Source organism: Paenibacillus sp. MAH-35 (assembly GCF_058135425.1).
In genome coordinates, this window is record NZ_JBYUPU010000001.1 from 236,084 (window position 1) to 253,734 (window position 17,651).

Annotated in this window: 17 protein-coding genes; 11 read left to right on the forward strand and 6 right to left on the reverse strand. The window is 55.4% G+C overall.

All coding sequences use genetic code 11. The features are described 5' to 3' along the window. Positions 1–78: 78 nt before the first annotated feature. Genes galU through AC3Y2E_RS00930 form a run of 3 tightly spaced genes read left to right on the forward strand, consistent with a single transcriptional unit; the run spans position 79 to position 3,292 of the window. A complete protein-coding gene (galU, locus tag AC3Y2E_RS00920) occupies positions 79–960 on the forward strand; it encodes a UTP--glucose-1-phosphate uridylyltransferase GalU (RefSeq protein ID WP_379206193.1) in 882 nt (293 codons plus the stop codon). Then, the gene (locus AC3Y2E_RS00925) at positions 957–1,925 is read left to right on the forward strand and encodes an NAD-dependent epimerase/dehydratase family protein (protein ID WP_379206195.1); all 969 of its coding nucleotides are present in this window, start codon (positions 957–959) and stop codon (positions 1,923–1,925) included. Before galU ends, AC3Y2E_RS00925 begins: the two co-directional genes overlap by 4 nt. Then, positions 1,922–3,292, forward strand: a complete 1,371-nt coding sequence (locus AC3Y2E_RS00930; RefSeq protein WP_379206197.1) for a UDP-glucose dehydrogenase family protein — start codon at positions 1,922–1,924, stop codon at positions 3,290–3,292. The genes AC3Y2E_RS00925 and AC3Y2E_RS00930 overlap by 4 nt, the downstream gene beginning before the upstream one ends. A 77-nt stretch (positions 3,293–3,369) precedes the next feature. Here AC3Y2E_RS00930 and AC3Y2E_RS00935 read toward each other — a convergent pair whose 3' ends face one another. From AC3Y2E_RS00935 to AC3Y2E_RS00955, 5 genes are read right to left on the reverse strand one after another with little or no spacing between them, the layout of a single operon-like run. After that, positions 3,370–4,128, reverse strand: coding sequence for a glycosyltransferase family 8 protein (locus AC3Y2E_RS00935; protein ID WP_379206199.1), 759 nt, complete (start codon positions 4,126–4,128; stop codon positions 3,370–3,372). A gap of 29 nt (positions 4,129–4,157) precedes the next feature. Beyond that, a complete protein-coding gene (locus tag AC3Y2E_RS00940) occupies positions 4,158–5,288 on the reverse strand; it encodes a glycosyltransferase family 61 protein (protein WP_379206201.1) in 1,131 nt (376 codons plus the stop codon). 3 nt (positions 5,289–5,291) lie between these two features. After that, positions 5,292–6,029, reverse strand: coding sequence for a glycosyltransferase family protein (locus tag AC3Y2E_RS00945; protein ID WP_379206203.1), 738 nt, complete (start codon positions 6,027–6,029; stop codon positions 5,292–5,294). A 22-nt stretch (positions 6,030–6,051) separates the two neighbouring features. Beyond that, positions 6,052–6,762 (reverse strand): glycosyltransferase family protein, encoded by a 711-nt coding sequence (locus tag AC3Y2E_RS00950; RefSeq protein ID WP_379206205.1) that lies wholly within the window; start codon positions 6,760–6,762, stop codon positions 6,052–6,054. After that, a complete protein-coding gene (locus tag AC3Y2E_RS00955; protein ID WP_379206207.1) occupies positions 6,759–7,463 on the reverse strand; it encodes a hypothetical protein in 705 nt (234 codons plus the stop codon). The genes AC3Y2E_RS00950 and AC3Y2E_RS00955 overlap by 4 nt, the downstream gene beginning before the upstream one ends. 220 nt (positions 7,464–7,683) lie before the next feature. Here AC3Y2E_RS00955 and AC3Y2E_RS00960 point away from each other — a divergent pair, with 220 nt between their 5' ends. Genes AC3Y2E_RS00960 through AC3Y2E_RS00970 form a run of 3 tightly spaced genes read left to right on the forward strand, consistent with a single transcriptional unit; the run spans position 7,684 to position 11,239 of the window. Further along, complete coding sequence (locus AC3Y2E_RS00960; protein ID WP_379206209.1) at positions 7,684–8,775, forward strand: glycosyltransferase; 1,092 nt, start codon at positions 7,684–7,686, stop codon at positions 8,773–8,775. Between the two features lie 24 nt (positions 8,776–8,799). Beyond that, the gene (locus AC3Y2E_RS00965) at positions 8,800–9,906 is read left to right on the forward strand and encodes a glycosyltransferase family 4 protein (RefSeq protein ID WP_379206211.1); all 1,107 of its coding nucleotides are present in this window, start codon (positions 8,800–8,802) and stop codon (positions 9,904–9,906) included. A 4-nt stretch (positions 9,907–9,910) separates the two neighbouring features. Then, positions 9,911–11,239 (forward strand): UDP-glucose dehydrogenase family protein, encoded by a 1,329-nt coding sequence (locus AC3Y2E_RS00970; protein ID WP_379206213.1) that lies wholly within the window; start codon positions 9,911–9,913, stop codon positions 11,237–11,239. Positions 11,240–11,334: 95 nt separating this feature from the next. On the opposite strand, the gene AC3Y2E_RS00975 is transcribed toward AC3Y2E_RS00970, so the two are convergent. Further along, positions 11,335–12,228 carry a DUF4915 domain-containing protein gene (locus tag AC3Y2E_RS00975; protein ID WP_379206215.1) on the reverse strand — a complete coding sequence of 298 codons (894 nt, stop codon included), beginning with the start codon at positions 12,226–12,228 and terminating at the stop codon, positions 11,335–11,337. Positions 12,229–12,407: 179 nt separating this feature from the next. Here AC3Y2E_RS00975 and AC3Y2E_RS00980 point away from each other — a divergent pair, with 179 nt between their 5' ends. The 5 genes from AC3Y2E_RS00980 (at position 12,408) to AC3Y2E_RS01000 (ending at position 17,611) form a co-directional block, all read left to right on the forward strand. Then, complete coding sequence (locus AC3Y2E_RS00980) at positions 12,408–13,517, forward strand: glycosyltransferase family 61 protein (protein WP_379206217.1); 1,110 nt, start codon at positions 12,408–12,410, stop codon at positions 13,515–13,517. A gap of 149 nt (positions 13,518–13,666) precedes the next feature. Next, on the forward strand, positions 13,667–14,386 hold the full coding sequence (locus tag AC3Y2E_RS00985) for a sulfotransferase family 2 domain-containing protein (RefSeq protein WP_379206219.1): 720 nt from the start codon (positions 13,667–13,669) through the stop codon (positions 14,384–14,386). After that, positions 14,383–15,222, forward strand: coding sequence for a GT-B fold glycosyltransferase domain-containing protein (locus AC3Y2E_RS00990; protein ID WP_379206221.1), 840 nt, complete (start codon positions 14,383–14,385; stop codon positions 15,220–15,222). Before AC3Y2E_RS00985 ends, AC3Y2E_RS00990 begins: the two co-directional genes overlap by 4 nt. A 20-nt stretch (positions 15,223–15,242) precedes the next feature. Beyond that, positions 15,243–16,415, forward strand: a complete 1,173-nt coding sequence (locus AC3Y2E_RS00995; RefSeq protein WP_379206223.1) for a glycosyltransferase — start codon at positions 15,243–15,245, stop codon at positions 16,413–16,415. Then, the gene (locus tag AC3Y2E_RS01000; RefSeq protein WP_379206225.1) at positions 16,412–17,611 is read left to right on the forward strand and encodes a glycosyltransferase family 4 protein; all 1,200 of its coding nucleotides are present in this window, start codon (positions 16,412–16,414) and stop codon (positions 17,609–17,611) included. Before AC3Y2E_RS00995 ends, AC3Y2E_RS01000 begins: the two co-directional genes overlap by 4 nt. Positions 17,612–17,651 lie beyond the last annotated feature (40 nt).

Below are 17,651 nucleotides of genomic sequence, written 5' to 3' on the forward strand. Positions count from 1 at the left end.
GTGGAAGGATTTGCGGGCAGCTCAACTTCTCCCGCAGATAAGCCGCGGCTTGCCCGGAGGAAAGGAGCATGGAGTTCGATGAAAAAAGTGAGGAAAGCGATCATCCCGGCCGCCGGCCTCGGAACCAGATTCCTTCCAGCCACCAAAGCGATGCCGAAGGAGATGCTGCCTGTCGTAGATAAGCCGACGATTCAATATATCGTGGAGGAAGCGGTCAGATCGGGCATTGAAGATATTATGATCGTGACAGGCCGCAGCAAACGATCGATCGAGGATCATTTCGATAAAAACTACGAGCTGGAAATCAATCTGCTGGAAACGAACAAAACGGGTTTATTGAAAATCGTCGAAGATATTACGAACCTGGTCGAAATCCATTACGTGCGCCAGAAGCAGGCGCTCGGCCTCGGTCACGCCATATGGTGCGCGCGCAAATTTATCGGAAGCGAGCCGTTCGCAGTTCTGCTCGGCGACATGATCATCGACAGCGACCCGCCGTGCCTCAAGCAGCTTATAGAGCTGTATGAGCAGCGGCAGTCCTCGATCATCGCGGTCGGGCCGGTAAGCGAGAAGGAGATCGGCAAATACGGCATTATCGACGGCGAGCCGATCGGCGAGCGGTTGTATAAAGTGAATCATCTCGTGGAAAAGCCGAAAGCGAATCCTCCGTCCAACCTGGCGATTATCGGGAGGTACATTCTGGAGCCGGAAATATTCCGCATCCTGGAAGGGATGTCTCCCGGTGTCGGCGGAGAGATTCAATTGACGGACGCCCTTCATGAGCTCGTCCGGCACAGGTATTTGTATGCCTATACGCTGGACGGCAAGCTGTACGACGTCGGGGATAAGCTCGGGTACTTGAAGGCGACGGTGGAGCTGGCTTGCAAAAATGAATGGCTGAAAGACGATTTTCGGTCGTTTCTGGACCATTTTGTAACGGGAAGAGGCGAAGCGCATTGAGAACGGCTTTGGTCACCGGCGCCGCAGGCTTCCTCGGCTCTCATCTGGCGGTACGGCTCCTCGCGCAAGGCTACCAGGTCATCGGGATCGATAACCTGTCCACCGGCACCGTGTTGAATCTAAACGGGCTGACCGGACAGGAGCGGTTCCGGTTTCTCGAGTGCAATATTGCAGAAGCGGAATGTGTGAATCGCGAGGAACTGGCAGGGGTAGACGAAATCTACCATCTGGCTTCTGCGGCGTCCCCCAAATTTTATCAACAATACCCTTTCGAGACGATCAGGGCGAATACGACCGGCACATGGAATATGCTGGAGCTTGCCAAGCGAGCCGGAGCGAAAATCGTATATACGAGCACGAGCGAAGCGTACGGCGACCCGACGGTCCACCCGCAGCCCGAGGAATACCGCGGCAATGTGAACACTTGGGGGCCGCGGGCTTGCTACGATGAGTCGAAGAGACTCGGGGAAGTATACTGCTACGAATACGTGCACCGTTACCAAGTGCCGGTAAAGGTGGCGCGCATATTCAATACGTACTCGGCGGGCCTGCGCAACGACGATGGAAGAGTGATCTCCAACTTTGTCTACCAGGCGATCCGGGGAGACGATATTACGGTGTACGGAGACGGCCGGCAGACGCGCTCCTTCTGTTATGTCGACGATACGGTCCGTGCATTGATGCTGATGATGGAGCGGGATCAGGCGTCCGGCGAAATTATCAACGTCGGCAATCCGGTCGAGTACGCCGTGCTGGACGTGGCGAAGCTGGTGCAGCGGCTCGCGGGCTCGCCCAGCGCTATCGTCTTCCGCCCGCTTCCGAAAGACGATCCGAAAGTGCGCCGGCCGGTCATCGATAAAGCGAAGCGGCTGCTCGGCTGGGAGCCGGAAGTCGGGCTGGAGGACGGTCTGCGCCGAACGATCGAAGCTTGCCGGCGGCTGCTGGCTCAAGGAGGATTGCCATGAAAGCGGCGTGTATCGGTTCAGGCTACGTCGGGAGCGTAACGGGCGCCGCTCTGGCGGCGCTTGGACATCCGACTACGATAATCGACATCGATCCGAAGCGGGTCGCTATGATCAACGCGGGAAAGAGTCCCCTCTACGAACCGGGGCTCGAGCGGCTGATTCGGGAGTTTGCCCGAAAACGGGTGCTGTCCGCCTCCACTTCCTATGGCGCCGTAGCTGAGGCGGATGTCGTCTTTATTGCTGTAGGCACTCCCTCGCTGCCTGACGGCACGGCGGATCTGAGTTATGTGAAGGCCGCATCCGGACAGATCGGTCGGCATCTGGATCCCACCCGGTTTACCGTAGTCGTAACGAAATCGACGGTGCCGGTCGGAACCGCCGACCTGGTCGCCTCTCTCATCGAGCAGGCATCGGGGCTAAGAGCCCGGGAGCACTTCGCGGTCGTCAGCAATCCGGAATTTTTAAGGGAGGGCTACGCGCTGGAAGACGTCTTTCTGCCCGATCGGATCGTGATCGGAGCGGATCAGCCGGAAGCGTTCGGAAGGATGCGAGAGCTGTACGGCAGCCTGCTGGACCGGTCTTCCTACGATCAGTTGTCCGGGCTGTTCCCGTTCCCGTACTTGCCTGGCTCCCCGGGGGCGGTTTATTTCGAGACCGATCCGAAAAGCGCGGAGCTGATCAAATACGTTTCCAACGCTTTTTTGTCCGTCAAAATCAGCTATATTAACGAGGTTGCGAGGCTGTGCGAGACGCTCGGAGCGAACGTGCTTGACGTGGCGAAAGGGATGGGGCTCGATTCGCGGATCGGAGGCAAATTTCTGGAGGTGTCCAGCGGCTGGAGCGGCAGCTGTTTTCCGAAGGATACGTCCGAGCTGCTCTCGGTCAGCCAGAAGTATGGAAGCGAGCTGACGCTGGTGAAGGCGGCCGTACACTCCAACGAAGCGATGCTGCACTATTGTGTCCAAAAAGTGCAGAGCCGGCTCAAGACGTTAAACGGGAAGTCGGTAGGAATACTAGGACTTACCTTTAAGCCGAATACCGACGACGCCCGGCATACGCAAGCGTCCACGATCATCCGGAAACTGACGGATCTCGGGGCGTCCGTGTCGGCACACGATCCGAAGGGGATGGAAATGTTTGTAAGACTGAATCCGGAGCTGCCCGTCACGTACTGCTCCAATCCGGAAGATGTGGCGACCCGTGCGGATGCAGTCATTCTGCTGACGCATTGGAGCGAATACGGGGAGCTAAACTGGCGGCAGATGGGGGAGACGATGAGGCACCCGTATGTGCTGGACACCCGCAATTTCCTCCTACGTCTTCCTTTCCGGCAGTGGGGCGTCGTTTACGAAGGAATCGGAATATAACCCGCCGGCACCTGTGCCCCGCCTATGTAGATCACCCCTGTCGCGTTACGCGGCAGGGGTTTCCGTTTTTCCTTTCTTCACCATACGGTGGTGCGGAAGTATTTTACATATTCGTGCTTGCCTAGCGGATTCCCGTTCCACGGCTTATTAATCGTTATATAATGGATGATCGCAGGAGGCCGGGAGGCGTTGTACAACGAAGCGAAGCAGTTCCATTCGGGGTTCAGTCTCATCCATTTGTCATGAAGCACCGCGTTCAGTCCGTCCTGGTCCGCGATTAGAATTCTTCGGGGGTATCGCTTGACATATCTCATAACCCGGTACGTTACATTGTCGGACCTCCATTTGTTCAAGTCCAGCACGAGGACGCCCGAATTGAAGTAATGATCCGCCGGAATGCGCAATATGCGTCCGCGGTTTATTCCGACGCTGTCTTGCACAGCGGCCAGGTAGTACGTGTCCAAGTTTATGTTCCATAATTTAGCAATATCTCTGAGGACGATCAGGTCACTGTCCAAATAAATGACTTTATGGATCGACTCCGGGAGCAGGCTCGGGATGAAGACGCGATAATACGCTTCCCGGCCGAACCGTTCCGTTATTTTAACGCCTTCCAGCAGTTCGTTGTTAAAGGGGATGAACCGGATTTCCTGGTTGAATTTCTCTACCGACTTTACGAGTTTTTCTTTGTTCTCGGAAGAGATGGTCCCCCCGTCGATGATATGGATCTGAACGGGATTGCCGGAAGTTTTGTTAGTCAGCAGCGAATTCAGCATGATAGCCATGTGCCGGACATACAGGTCGTTGGCAGCCGCAACAATATGAATCGTCTCCACGTGATTCACTCCAATATTGAATTTTGGTTTCAGGGCTGTTCATTCACCTCGGCCAGCTTCAGCAGTTGGATCAACTTAGCGGGATGAAGGGTAATGTCGTCTCCTCTAGCATGCGGATTGACGAATTCGGGAGGGCGCTTGCCTTCCCCGATCAAATAATAGTGACGATGCCCAAGCAGGCTGCTCAGGATCGGGTAGCATGTGTGAACGAGATTGGGCGAGAAAAACTCGATCACTTTCGTCCCGGGTTTGCAAAATATCAGATTGGTGAAGCCGGCCCCGTGAGGCCCCGCGACGATTTGAGCGGAGGCGAAAATCCGGATTTGCTCGTGCAGCGGCAGCGATTCCAGTATTACTTTGCGGAATCCGCGCTTCTCCAGAACGCTTAACACTTCGGTCTCGTTAAGCAGTTTTCTTTTACGGGCACGCTCCCGGCTTATATAGATCCGCTCATACCCTTTGACGGGTTTGATTCCTTTCCTGACCATCATCTCGGTTTTTAGAAAATCGCAGGCCCACCGGGCCCGGATGCCGCTCGTAAAGCCGGGTAGAACCAGCTTATCCGGCCGGATATGGAACTGGTCGCTGCTATAGATGATTTTGCTCTCGGGGATGCCCAGCGCTTTCAAGGTCGTAAGCTGGAAGGAGGCTTGCCTGTTCCCGTTCAGGACGTAATAGTCGGGAGCGATTCCGCATCTGCGCAGCAGCAGCAGGCGCGGCAGCACGTCGAGCATCCAGTGGTAATACACGCCGCTGTCTTTGATCGCGAGCAGAGCGGCGGTTCCCGGGAGCGGGCGAAGCGGTGGAAGGGTCGGCCGTTCATAGATCGAGCGCTGTTCCGGCGGCTTCTTCCACTCCAGCGAAAAATCTGCCAGCAGCTTATCGTCCGGCGTAATGATGTGGCACATCGTCCGGCAGAGCCGGCCGCCCGGGATAACGGCGACGAAGCCGCTGCGCATCCGGGAATCGGCGGCGCCCGAGAACCGGAGCCGCCAGTGGACGGGATTCTCGAGCCCGGACGGCTCGTATAGAACCGTCGACCGTTCGCCGAACTCGACCGGCAGGAGTACCTCCCCGGCGTCGCATCCGGATGCCGCGATCCATTCCCGGAAGGAGCCGTGGTGGCCGGCTGGGGCATTCATAACGGAAAAGGGTGACACGATCTATCCCCCCTCTGCTGGAATCGACTCGGCTGTGACCGGCGCGGCGGAGCTGATTCGGTTCAGAAACCGGGAGTAGTTTTCCTCCATATCCTCAACCGGCTTGTATTTGTTGCAGTAATGATAGATGATCGGCTGCGCGGCCGAATCTTTGTTTCTGCTGTTCCACTCGTGATCCAGAAATTGAACTAGGCCGCTGAATGGAGTGGGACCCTGGAACGTGTAAGTCCGAGGGTCGTAGCCGATCAGATCCATCAGCGCGGCTTGCTCCCACCATCTATGATGGATGAACGCAACGTGACGCCACACTTGCTCCAGCAGCTCCAGAGTAGAGGGGTCCCTCCGGCATATCCAAACCCCGGTGTTCGGTATCATTCTTCCTCTGCCTCGTCTGTGAGCGACCAGATGGATCTTCCGGTCCGGGTCGAGCGCCTCCCGGATATCCTTGCCCGGATCGCAAATGATCGCATCGGCGTCGATCCACATGACCGTCTCGTACATGTGCAGGGCGTTGTAAATGAGCACCACTTTGTCCCAGGCCGGAGGCCGGGACGGCGCTAGCCGGCCGTTCAAAGGCAGGACGAGGCTGTCCATCTGATGCTGCAGCGCGTAAAAAGCGACGGTGGGAGCCATGACCCGCATCAAGGCGATATGTTTGGCACCGGTGGCGATACTGCAGATCAGCATTTTGTTTTGCGGCCTCCAACTGAAAGGGAGAGACGGAATTCGCAGATCCTCCATGACTTACCTCCTGTCCGAAGCTTTAATCCGTTAAAAACACGCGAGATAAAAACTCTTTATATCTTTTGTGCATCTCCTGCACTTTTTTGTTTTTGCCGAGACAATGGATAATGACCGGATTGGTGGCGGGGCGGACGCGGCGGCTGTTCCACTCTTCGCCCAAAAAACCGACGACCCCGCTGTACCGGGCTTCTCCCCGATACCTGCTGGAGAGATCCCTTGGCTCGTATCCGATCAAATCCATGAGGGCGGCCTGCTCCCACCAGCGGTGGTTGATGAACTCCCGGTGATCCCATATCTCTTCCAGCAGAGCAAACGTCCGTTCATCCTGGCGGCACACCCATACTCCGGTATTCGGGACGCTTTTATCCGGGTAGCGGTGGGCGACCAGATGTACGGGACAACCAGGGTCGAGTACGTCGCGAATATCTCTCGACGGATCGCAAATGATCGCATCGGCGTCAATCCACATGACCGTTTCGTACAGCGTAAGAGCATGGCGGATCAAAATCACTTTGTCCCAGGCCGGCGGCCGGGATGCGTCAAGACGCATGTTCGGCATCGGCAGCAGCAGGCTGTCCATCCGATGCTTCATCGCATAATAAACGACCGTCGGGGCCATGATCTGCATCATGGCCAGATGCTGGTCACCGGTCGCCAGGCTGCAGATGAGCATCTTATGTTGCGGCAGCAGGGTATAGGGCAGGGGCGGAATGTCTGTCGCCGGATTCATAATGCCCCTCCTTCCCCAATTTCCTTCAAGAATCTATTGTAGGATTCCAGCATTCGGTGAGGCTTCTTCTTATTGCTCAGAAAATGTTTGATGACCGGACTGCCGCCTTGCTCGGGTCTGCAGTTCCACTCTTCGTCCAAATATTGGACGAGGTGGGTATAAGGGGTGGGAGCGTGAAACGTCCACGTTTTGAGATCGTACCCGAGCAGGTCCATCAGGGCAGCTTGCTCCCACCACGGATGATGGATGCAAGCGGTATGGTTCCATACGTTTTCTAGCAATTCGAAAGTTGCCGTATGGTTTTGGCAGATCCATACTCCGGTATTGGCCGTCACCTTTCCGTTATACGGGTGTAGGACGAGGTGCATCGAGAAGCGCGGGTCCAAGACGGCTTGGATATCGCGGGCCGGATCGCAGATGATCGTATCGGCGTCAATCCAGATAACCGTGTCGTAAAGCGATAAGGCATGACGGATCAGGATGACCTTATCCCATGCGGGCGGTCTGGAAGGATCCAGCCTGTCACGAAGCGGCATAACGAGACAATCCATCTTGTGGCGCAAGGCGTAGTAAGCTGCGGTAGGCGCCATGATCCGAAGAAGCTCGGTATGCTTCGGACCGGTCGCCAGGCTGCATAGCAACGTTTTATTTTGCGGAGTCCACGTAAACGGCATCGAGGGAATGGCTGTGCCAGATGACATTAGTACCCTCCATTCTGTATGCATTAATCCATTTATATGAGGGTTCTCGTAGAAATGCAGGGCGCATGATGCGGGATGTTCGTCCAATTGTCCTGCAGTCCCGGAAAATATGCGTATGCCGATTAGACAAGTGCGGTGACCGGGCATAGTCGATTTCAATACGATAAAGATAGGTAAGCTGATAGGCCGGGGTACCTGAGGCAAAAGGCGGTGATAAACGATGAATATTTTGCTGGACGGCATGTTTTATAGCGGTCACGGGTTTGCAGAGGGAAATCGGGTGCTGCTTCGCATGCTGGATGAGGCCGGATACAACGTGCGAATTCTGCCACGCGACCGGTCCGATAAAAACTTGGCGCTCACCCCGGATGAAAAGCAGTTCATCGCCTCATTTGAAAATACGGTGCTGCCGTCGAACGATTTGTATTTGTGCAATTGGACCGGCCCGAAAGTCCGCTACAATCCGGATTACCGGATCAACATCACCCGCACGACCTTCGAAACGGACCGGATTCCGGCTTCCTGGGTGCCGGAGCTGAACCGGTTCGACGAAGTATGGGTGCAATGCAAGTTTAATCTGACGACATTTGCGGCTTCTGGCGTGAATGTGCCGCTCCGGCTCGTTCCTAACTTTTTTGAGGTGGATCAGTACTCGCCCCGGGGGGAACGGCTGCCGCTGCCGATCGAGCAGTCGTTTTTATTCTTATCGGTTTTCGATATGCAGTCCCGCAAAGGATACGATCTGCTCATTCGCGCGTTTCTCGACGAGTTTTCCCGCTCGGACGACGTGGCTCTCGTGATCAAGATCCGCGAACCAAGCGCAAGCCATCTGCTCGAAAGCATAGCGGCCGGCCATCCGAAGCCGACGGAAGAGCGGCCTCCGATCTATATCATCGCCCAGATGCTGTCGACGCCGGAGCTGCTCGGGCTGTACAGAGCGTGCAGCGCCTTTGTGCTTCCTACCCGCGGCGAAGGCTGGGGCAGGTCTTTTTTCGAAGCGATGCTGCTCGAAATGCCTGTCATCGGCACGAATTGGAGCGGTCAAACCGAATATATGACCGAGACGAACTCCTTCCTGGTCGAGGTGGAGCAGCTTGTGCGGATCGACGAAAATGAAATCCCGATTTTTACCGGCCATTACTGGGCGGAACCTTCTATGGCCGACCTGAAGAAAAAGATGAGGCAAGTATTCGGGCGCCCGGACGAGGCGAGGGAGCGGGGGCGCAGGGCGCGCAGAGAGCTGCTGGACAAATTCAATATACGGAGCGTCGCCCGAAAAGTGAGGAGTGAAATTGAAAAATACATCACGTAACCCTCTGAAGAAAGGTGGAAACGGATGAACATCTTATTGGAAGGGATCTTCTATAACGGACACGGGCTCGCGGAAGGAAACCGCATTTTGCTGCGTATTTTGGACGATGCGGGCTTCCGGGTCCGGATTCAACCCCGGGACCTGTCCGATAAATGGAAAGTGCTGCCACCTGAAGAAATCGAGTATATCTCCTCGTTCGAGCAGACGGAATTGACCTCCAACGATATTTATTTAATTAACTGGGTAGGCTGGCGCGTCCGGCACAATCCGGAGTTCCGGATCAATATCGCACGGACGACGTTCGAGACCGACCGGATCCCGGACGCATGGGTTCCGGAGCTGAACAAGTTCGACGAAGTATGGGTTCAGAGCACGTTTAACAAAGAGTCGTTCGTAGCCTCCGGCGTCAAGGTGCCGCTGCGGCTGATCCCCAATTTTTTCGATATTAGCCAGTACGACCCGCGAGGGCCCAGATTACCTCTTCCGATCGCGGAATCGTTCACGTTTTTGTCGGTGTTCGATCTGAAGGAACGCAAAGGGTACGACGTTTTGCTGCAAGCGTATTTGAACGAGTTTTCGCGCGGCGAAGATGCGGCGCTGGTCATCAAGGTGCGAGACAACGGCAAAGTAGGCAAAATGGAGGAGTTCATTAACGCGCATCCTAAGCCGAAAAGTGAGAGACCGCCGGTATACATTATCGATCAGATGCTGTCGCCGTCGGAGATGCTAAGCCTGTACCGCGCTTGCGATGCGTTCGTGCTTCCGACCCGGGGAGAAGGGTGGGGGAGGCCGTTTTTTGAGGCGATGCTGATGGAGCTTCCTTCGATCGGAACCGGCTGGAGCGGTCATATGGATTTTATGAACGAATCCAATTCCTATATCGTCGAGGTGGAACGGTTCAAGCAAATCGTAAATAACGAAAACGAGCAATTTATCGGTCATTTCTGGGCGGAGCCTTCGCGGTACGATCTTCAGCGCAAGATGAGACAGGTAAGAAGGCGGATCAAGTCGGCCAAGGAAGTGGCCCGGAAGGCGAGAGAGGATTTGCTCGGCAAATACAGTATGCGAGAGACCGCCCGTAAAGTCGTGCGCGAAATATCGAAATATAATGAAATATGGATTAGGAGCTGATGGAATGAACACTCAGCAGCGCCCCTATGCCGTATCCGTCTTCGGCCTGGGATACGTCGGCTGTGTTTCGGCCGCTTGTTTGGCCCAGATGGGCCACAAGGTTGTCGGGGTCGACATTAACCCGGACAAAATCGAGATGATCAATCAAGGGAAGCCGACGATCGTAGAAAAAGGGATAGCGGAGCTGGTGATGGAGCAGCATCTGGCCGGAAGATTGACGGCTACGCTTGATATACGGGCGGCTGTGAACGAGACGGACCTCTCTCTGATCTGTGTCGGCACTCCCGCCGACAAAAACGGCCATACGGATCTGACGTTCATATGGCACGTGGTGGAGCAAATCGCAGAAGCTTTGAAGGAGAAAGACCGGTTCCACACGATCGTTATTCGCTCTACCGTACCGCCGGGCACCTGCAGCCGCATCGAGGAGCTGATCGTCCGATCGGGCAAAACTGCGGAAGCGGACTTTGCGGTCGTCAGCAATCCCGAGTTTCTGAGAGAAGGCACCAGCGTAGAAGATTACTTTCATCCCCCGTACACGCTGCTGGGTACGTCAAATAGGGCCGCGCTCGATATGCTCCGACAAATCTACGGCCCGGTTGACGCGGTGATCGTCGAGACGGACCGGGACGTGGCGGAGATGATCAAATACGTCAACAACTCGTTTCATGCGCTGAAAATCGTGTTTGCCAACGAAATCGGAGCTATCTGCCACTCGCTCGGCATCGATCCGCACAACGTCATGGATTTATTTTGCAAGGACCACCATCTGAACTTGTCGTCCGCCTATTTGAAGCCCGGCTTCGCTTACGGCGGCTCCTGCCTGCCGAAAGATTTGAAGGCGATCAATGCGCTGGCCCGCTCCCGTCATGTGGAGGCGTCCGTATTGTCCGTCATCGAGCGGAGCAATTCGCTGCAAATCGACCGCGCCCTCGAGTTGGTGCTCGCCGCCGGGAAGGTAAGAGTCGGTGTGCTGGGCATCGCCTTCAAGCAGGGAACGGACGATCTCCGGGAAAGCCCTGTCGTGAAATTGCTGGAGGGGCTGATCGGGAAAGGGTACGAGGTGAAAATATACGATCAGGAGGTGCTGGCCTCCAAGCTGATGGGAGCCAATAAGCAGTATATTGAAACGGCCGTCCCGCATATCGCCAAATTGCTTGCACCCGATCTGGATGAAATCAAGCGGTTTGCCGATATTGTCGTCATCGCCCAAAAAAACCGGTTGTACGTACCGTTCGTCGAAGAGATGCTGTTCGAGAAGCCGGTGATCGATCTGGTGCGGTTGTTCGACGAGATTCCCGCTTCCTCTAATTACAAGGGGCTGTTATGGTAGTCAGGTACTCTGCCCGGAGCATTTGAAATTTATGAATGCGGTTGTAGTATACAAAAACGGCGCTCCGTGAAGCGCCGTTTTTGTATGGCTTGCAGTTACTGCGGGCAGATGAGGATCTGATACACCTGCTGCGCCGGGAGCGATACGAACCGGGAGATGCGAAGCTTGGGGTTGTAGACATAAATGCCGCCGTCCAAGCTGCAGTTCGTAAATTTATGCGGGATACGCAGGACATGTCTCATTCGGCTCTGACCGATGAACACCAGTTCGTCGGTCAAGGCTAGCCCTCTTGTAAAGCCGGACAACTGAACGGTTGGGGATCCGCCGATCATGGTTTGGAACGACATGGAGTTGCAATAGGAGAGTCTGTTTTTATAGATGATGACGGAATGCGGCATATACAGATTTTTCACCGCCACATGATTGGCCGGATTGATCACAAGCGGAACATACGGGTTGAATTTGCTAAGATCGACGACGATGATTGCCCCCGTCACGTTCATCGGTTGTTTGTGCCATTTCCCGTAAGGAGAGAACATCGAGACGTATAACAAGCTGCCTTCCAGCCAAATGTCGTTTATGTGGTGGACATCCCGGGTCGCCGGGTTCAACCGGATTTCTCCGATTCGTTTCAGCGTATCCGCTTCGTAGCAGCCGATCGCATTATTCTCCGTCTCTACGACTAGCACGACATGATCGCTAAATTTGGCGACCCCGTGCAAGTCCAGCTGTCCGCACTCCTGCTTGGCGGTAATCTGGTAGCGGGAGTTCATACACAAGAGCTGGTTCTGGTTCGTTGCGACGAACAGGCGGTCTTTCAGCCAAGCCATCCCCATACATCCGCCGGTATATAGCTTTTTCAGCGTGTTCTGCTTGAAATCGAGTAAAAATAAGCCGCCTTCATCCGGACCGCTGACCGGACAGCTTACGAGCAGTTTGGAATCCAGACGCTGAAAATCCTGATCGATGTCCAAGCCGTGTAACAGCATCAGTTCATACCTCATTTCTATATTCAGTTGCCACTCGTTCTTAATAGGGTATGTACCGTCCCGCCATGTTGTATGGATGAAAGCTCAGCCGGGAGCCAAATTTGCGGCACCAGTGGGATTGGTCCATATGAATCTTCGTCCGCTTGCATAAGATACATGCAATAACGGGAGGTGGCAGGATGCGAAGAGGTCATGAACCGCCGCCGAAAGGCCATTACAAGAAAGTAATAGATTGGGTGGACGCCAATCAGCCGGAATCGCCGCAGCGTCTCTATTACGAGATTCATCCGGCGGAAACACTTCGCTTGCTCGATCCGAAACGGGTGGAGGAGCCGTTATACTGGCAGTATCGCAAAGATACGTTCTCCCGGAAACCGTCCTTCGTCGCCGTTTTGCCCGAGGGACGGTTCTACAGCGGACGCAGCGATGCGGTCATCAGTCCGGACAATAAGCTGATCTGGGACGCGTCGCAGCTGTTTTTCCGCAAACCGGAGCAGCATCCGGTATTCAGTCAGAACCAATTGCCCTCAGCAAGCCGTACACGGGAGACAGCTGCCGTTCTCACCTTTTGCGCCAGCCATAACTATTATCACTGGATGTTCGACGTTTTGCCGAAGTTTTATTTGCTGAGAGAGAGCGGTGTGCCCATCGACAAATTCATCCTGAACCGCTATACGGGAGGGCCCTTTCACCAAGAAACGCTGGGCCTGATCCAGATTCCTCCCTCTAAAATCATCAGGCCCGGCCGCGGTTTTCATTTGCAGGCCCGCCAGCTCGCCGTGCCGTCGCCGGCCCAGTCGCTTCCCTCGTCGTGGGCTTGTTCGTTTCTGAGGAGGGAGATTTTGTACATGACGCTGACGAAGCGGAAGAAGGGATATGAACGGTTGTACATCAGCCGATCCGACGCTTCGTACCGGAAAGTGAAAAACGATCAACAGGTAACGGCGCTCCTTGCCTGCTACGGATTCAAGCAAGTCGTCCTGAAAGGAATGACGGTAGCCGAGCAAGCCCGGCTTTTCTACAGTGCGGACGTGATCGTATCGGCGCACGGCGCGGGACTTTCCAATCTCGTATTTTGCCGTCCGGGAACGAAAGTGGTGGAAATCTTCGCTGCGAAGTATGTGAACTTGTGCTACTGGCTGCTTAGCAACTATGTGGAGCTGGATTACCACTATTTATTCGGTGCCGGCGAACGGCTGCCGGAGAGAATGGACTTTTCCCATGTCAAGGACGACATTCATGTGGATCTCGCCGCTCTGCTCCGGATGGTCAAGCTTCTGGGCTTATAGCTCATGGGTTATATCGTCATGCCGATACGATCGGATGCCCGCTCAAACTTCCTCTCGCTGGATACACGTCCATGCGGATTATCTTCCCCCTGCATAGGATTTACGAGCGGGAATAACGATTCAACTATTGGCGGGGAGGGTGCAGATGTATGGAGCAAGACGGAAGAGAGGCAGATCCGATTCTAATCGTGATGCATATTCCGAAAACAGCCGGGTCGACTATGCGCACGTTCATTCTCGATCAGTATGAGCCGGGACAAGTATACCGTTCTTACCGGGAATACGGTTACGGCAAACAAGACAGATTTACCGTGCAGACCCGGTGCATTATCGGCCATGAACCGTTCGGAACCCATCATCTTAAGCTGACGAAGCCGTACACGTATGTGACGATGCTGCGGGATCCGGTCGAGCGGGTATTGTCCGAGTTTTATTATTTAAAGCGGTGGCCGCGGCACGATCCTTATATCAGCGCGGAGCTGGAGAAGCGGAATTGGGATCTGGACTATTATTTAAGCTGCACGGACGAGACATTTTTAAATCGAACCTACAACACGCAGACTCGTTACGCAGCCGGTCAAAGGTCCCCGGGTTCTCCGGACTTGGAGCAGGCGAAAGCGAATTTGAGCCGGTATTTTTCCGTTATAGGCATTACGGACATGTTCGATGAAAGCTTGTCGATGATGAAGCGGCAATTCGGCTGGAGCGACGCGCCTTATCGGAATAGGAACGTCGCTCCCAACCGCTCTGGGGAGAAGCGGCCTTCGGAAGAGCAGATCGCCCGAATCGCAGCCATGAACGAGCTCGATATTCAGCTGTACGAATGGGGCAAAGCGAATCTGATGAACCGGCTGCAAGAACGATTATGAGGAACGAGCGCGAGCCAGTCGATAAGGCCGTTGCGGAAGCGCTTCGGCCGGAGGATTGCCTGATCTGCTGTCTGGGGGAAAACAATCCGAGGTATCATTTCGAGATTTGGACGTTGTTCCGGACGGTAAACAAGTTCGGAGGCCGAATCGCGGCCGCTAAACGATTCGCGCTGTTCGTAGGGGATGTCGACAGGCAGATCGCCGGAGCGCTGCAGCGTCTCGGCGTTACGGTGCGAGTCGTACAGCCGTTCGACCGGAGAGCGCCATATGCCAATAAGCTCCGGATGCTTGAGCTGAACGAGCCGTACGGGATGCTGATCGCCATCGACTGCGATACGGTCGTCGCGCGGGATTTTTACGATCAGATCTCACCCTCGCACGTTCAAGCCAAATATGCGCCGCTCAATCCGTTCCAGCCGGGCAAGTGGAAGCTGCTGCTGTCCCGGTACGGATTGCCCTTTCCTTATGCGGACAGAATCCCATACTTCAACAGCGGGGTAGTGACGATTCCGCGCCATCATGTGGACAGCGTAAGGGCGGCCTGGGGGAAATATGTCGGACTGCTGCTGAAGGACCGGCCCGGTCTGCCTCGCTTCAGACCCTATCAGCTGGATCAGATCGCGTTGACGCTGGCGCTGCTGGAAGAGCGGGAGGTTGCGGTCAAATCGTATCCGGCAGAGATGAACTACCAGTTCAGGCATCCCTTTCCAAATGCGGATCCTTATATTATTCATCATCATCATAAAACGAGATTCGGTCTATTGAGAGGAGTCGGGCAAGAAATTCCGGACAGGGCCATCCACAAAATCAATTCTTTTTTGCGTAAAGGCGAATAAACCGGGAAAGGAGGAACGGATTGGACTATCAGGTCGTATGGAGAGGGCCGGTTCACGATATGTCGGGCTACGGAACCGCAAGCAGAGGGTATGTGCTGGCGCTGGACCGTGTAGGGGTCGATGTCAAGGTGGAGACGTATACGCAACGCGGCTTCCCCTACACCGGCCGAGGCAGCCTCGGACGTGAAAGCGGAAGGCTGAGCGCTCTGATCGGCAAACGGTACGCGGCGAATAAACCGAAAGTGTTAATCTGGCACGGCTCCCCCTGGCTGATCGATGCCCGGAACTTGAAGGATACCTTTGACCGGATTATTTTGAATACCGTCTGGGAAACGAACCGGATTCCGCGAGCCTGGGTCCCGGTCATCCGGCAGTTCGACTGCGTGTGTGTTCCCAGCATGATGAACGAGAGCGCCGTTCGCAGCGGCGGGGTTGCGGGTCCGGTATTCGTGGTGCCTCACGGGGTCGATACGCATTCGTTCCGCCCGGATAACGAGAAGCTGCGGGTCTATGAAACGGATGGAAAGTTTGTGTTCGTTTCCGTTTTTGATTTTCAACACCGCAAAAATCCGGAAACGCTGCTGAGAGCTTACTGGGAGCAGTTCCAAAAACACGATGACGTCGCGCTGGTGATCAAAACTTTTCCCGGAACGCGGAAGCGGCCGGGAGTTATGCCGGAAGCGGCGATGCTGGAGTACAAAAGACGACTGGGCTTCGGGAACGGGACGGCACCGCTTGTCGTATTGCCGTGCCGGCTCGATGAGCCGATGTACCGGGGCTTGTATACGCTGGGAGATGCGTTTGTTCTGCCGACGAGAGGCGAAGGGGTGGGCCTGCCATTTCTTGAAGCGTTGGCCAGCGGCGTTCCGGTAATCGCTACCGGCTGGGGAGGGCAGACGGATTATGCGAATGACCGCAGCTCGTTTCTGGTCGATTACCGGCTGGAGGAGCCCTCGCGCAGCATGGGGAGCAAGCATGCGATCGCGCCGCTGTACCGCGGGCTGTTCGATAGCGGCGGTCAGCTGTGGGCCGAAGCCGATCTTCACGATCTCAGGCGGAAGATGAAGCAAGCGTTCGACAATCCGGAGCTGTGCAGACAAAAGGGGAGGCAGGGCCGGGCGGACATGGCTCTATGGTCGTGGGATCGCGCCGGCGAAGCATGGAAACGAGTCGTGGAGCATGTGCTCGGATGAACAAGCAAGAAGGGGCAATCGCGATGACGGATTATCAAGTCGTATGGAGGGGGCCGGTTCTCTCTTCTTCTACCGGATACGGGAACGCCAGCCGGGAGTATGCCGCCGCCTTGCATCGCCAAGGCGTAGACGTCAAGGTGGAGGCGCATACCCGGGGGATGCCTGCGGCCGCGATCTATGGCCGCAAGCCGGACCTAATAAGCCGGTTGATCGGCAAGCCTTACGCTCCGAACAAGCCGAAGCTTTTAATTTATCATTCGTCGGACTGGAACATCGACATAGGCAAGGAAAGAAAACGGTTTGACAAGATCGTTCTCATGACGGCATGGGAAACGGCCCGAATTCCGCGGAACAAACTGGCCGCCCTGAACCGGTACGACGCCGTATTCGTCCCGAGCAGTCAAAATGTCAAGGCGATGATACGCAGCGGAGTGACGGTGCCCGTCTATTTGGCTCCGTACGGGGCCGATACGGACCGGTATCGACCGGACAATAAAAAGATTTCGCTGCACGGAATGGAGGGCCGGTTCGTCTTCGTATCCGTTTTCGATTTTTTGCACCGCAAAAATCCGGAGCTGCTGCTGCGAGCTTATTGGGAAGAGTTTACGGCGGCCGACCGGACGGCTTTGGTTATCAAAACGTACAGCTCGAGGCATAGGAAATCCGGCGAGTGGATTAGAAAAACGATACTGGACTACAAAAGAAAGCTCGGGTTCGGCAACGATACGGCCCCTCTCGTCCTGCTCACCCATGTGCTTGAGGACGAACAGATGAAGGGCTTATATACGCTGGGGAACGCTTTCGTACTCCCTTCGAGGGGCGAAGCGGTCGGAATGCCGTATATGGAGGCGTTGGCCAGCGGCGTTCCGGTCATCGCCACCTGCTGGGGAGGACAGACGGATTTTTTGCATGACGGCAACTCGTTTCTCGTACGCTGCCGGCTGCAAAATCCGGCAATCGGCATCCGGAGCGGCGATGCTTTATCGCCTTTTTATCGCAGCTTGTTCCTGAGCAAGGATCAGCTATGGGCGGAGCCCGACCTGCAAGACCTGAAGCGGCAGATGAGAAGGGCTTATGAAAACCCGGAGCTTAGCCGGGAAAAGGGAGTGCAAGGAAGAGAAGATATGAAGCGCCATACGTGGGACCGCGGGGGGATCGCTTTGAAGCACGCGATCGAAGGGCTTCGCCGACCGTGAGCGAGCGACCCCGGCATGCGTGGAATCGTACCGACGCGCA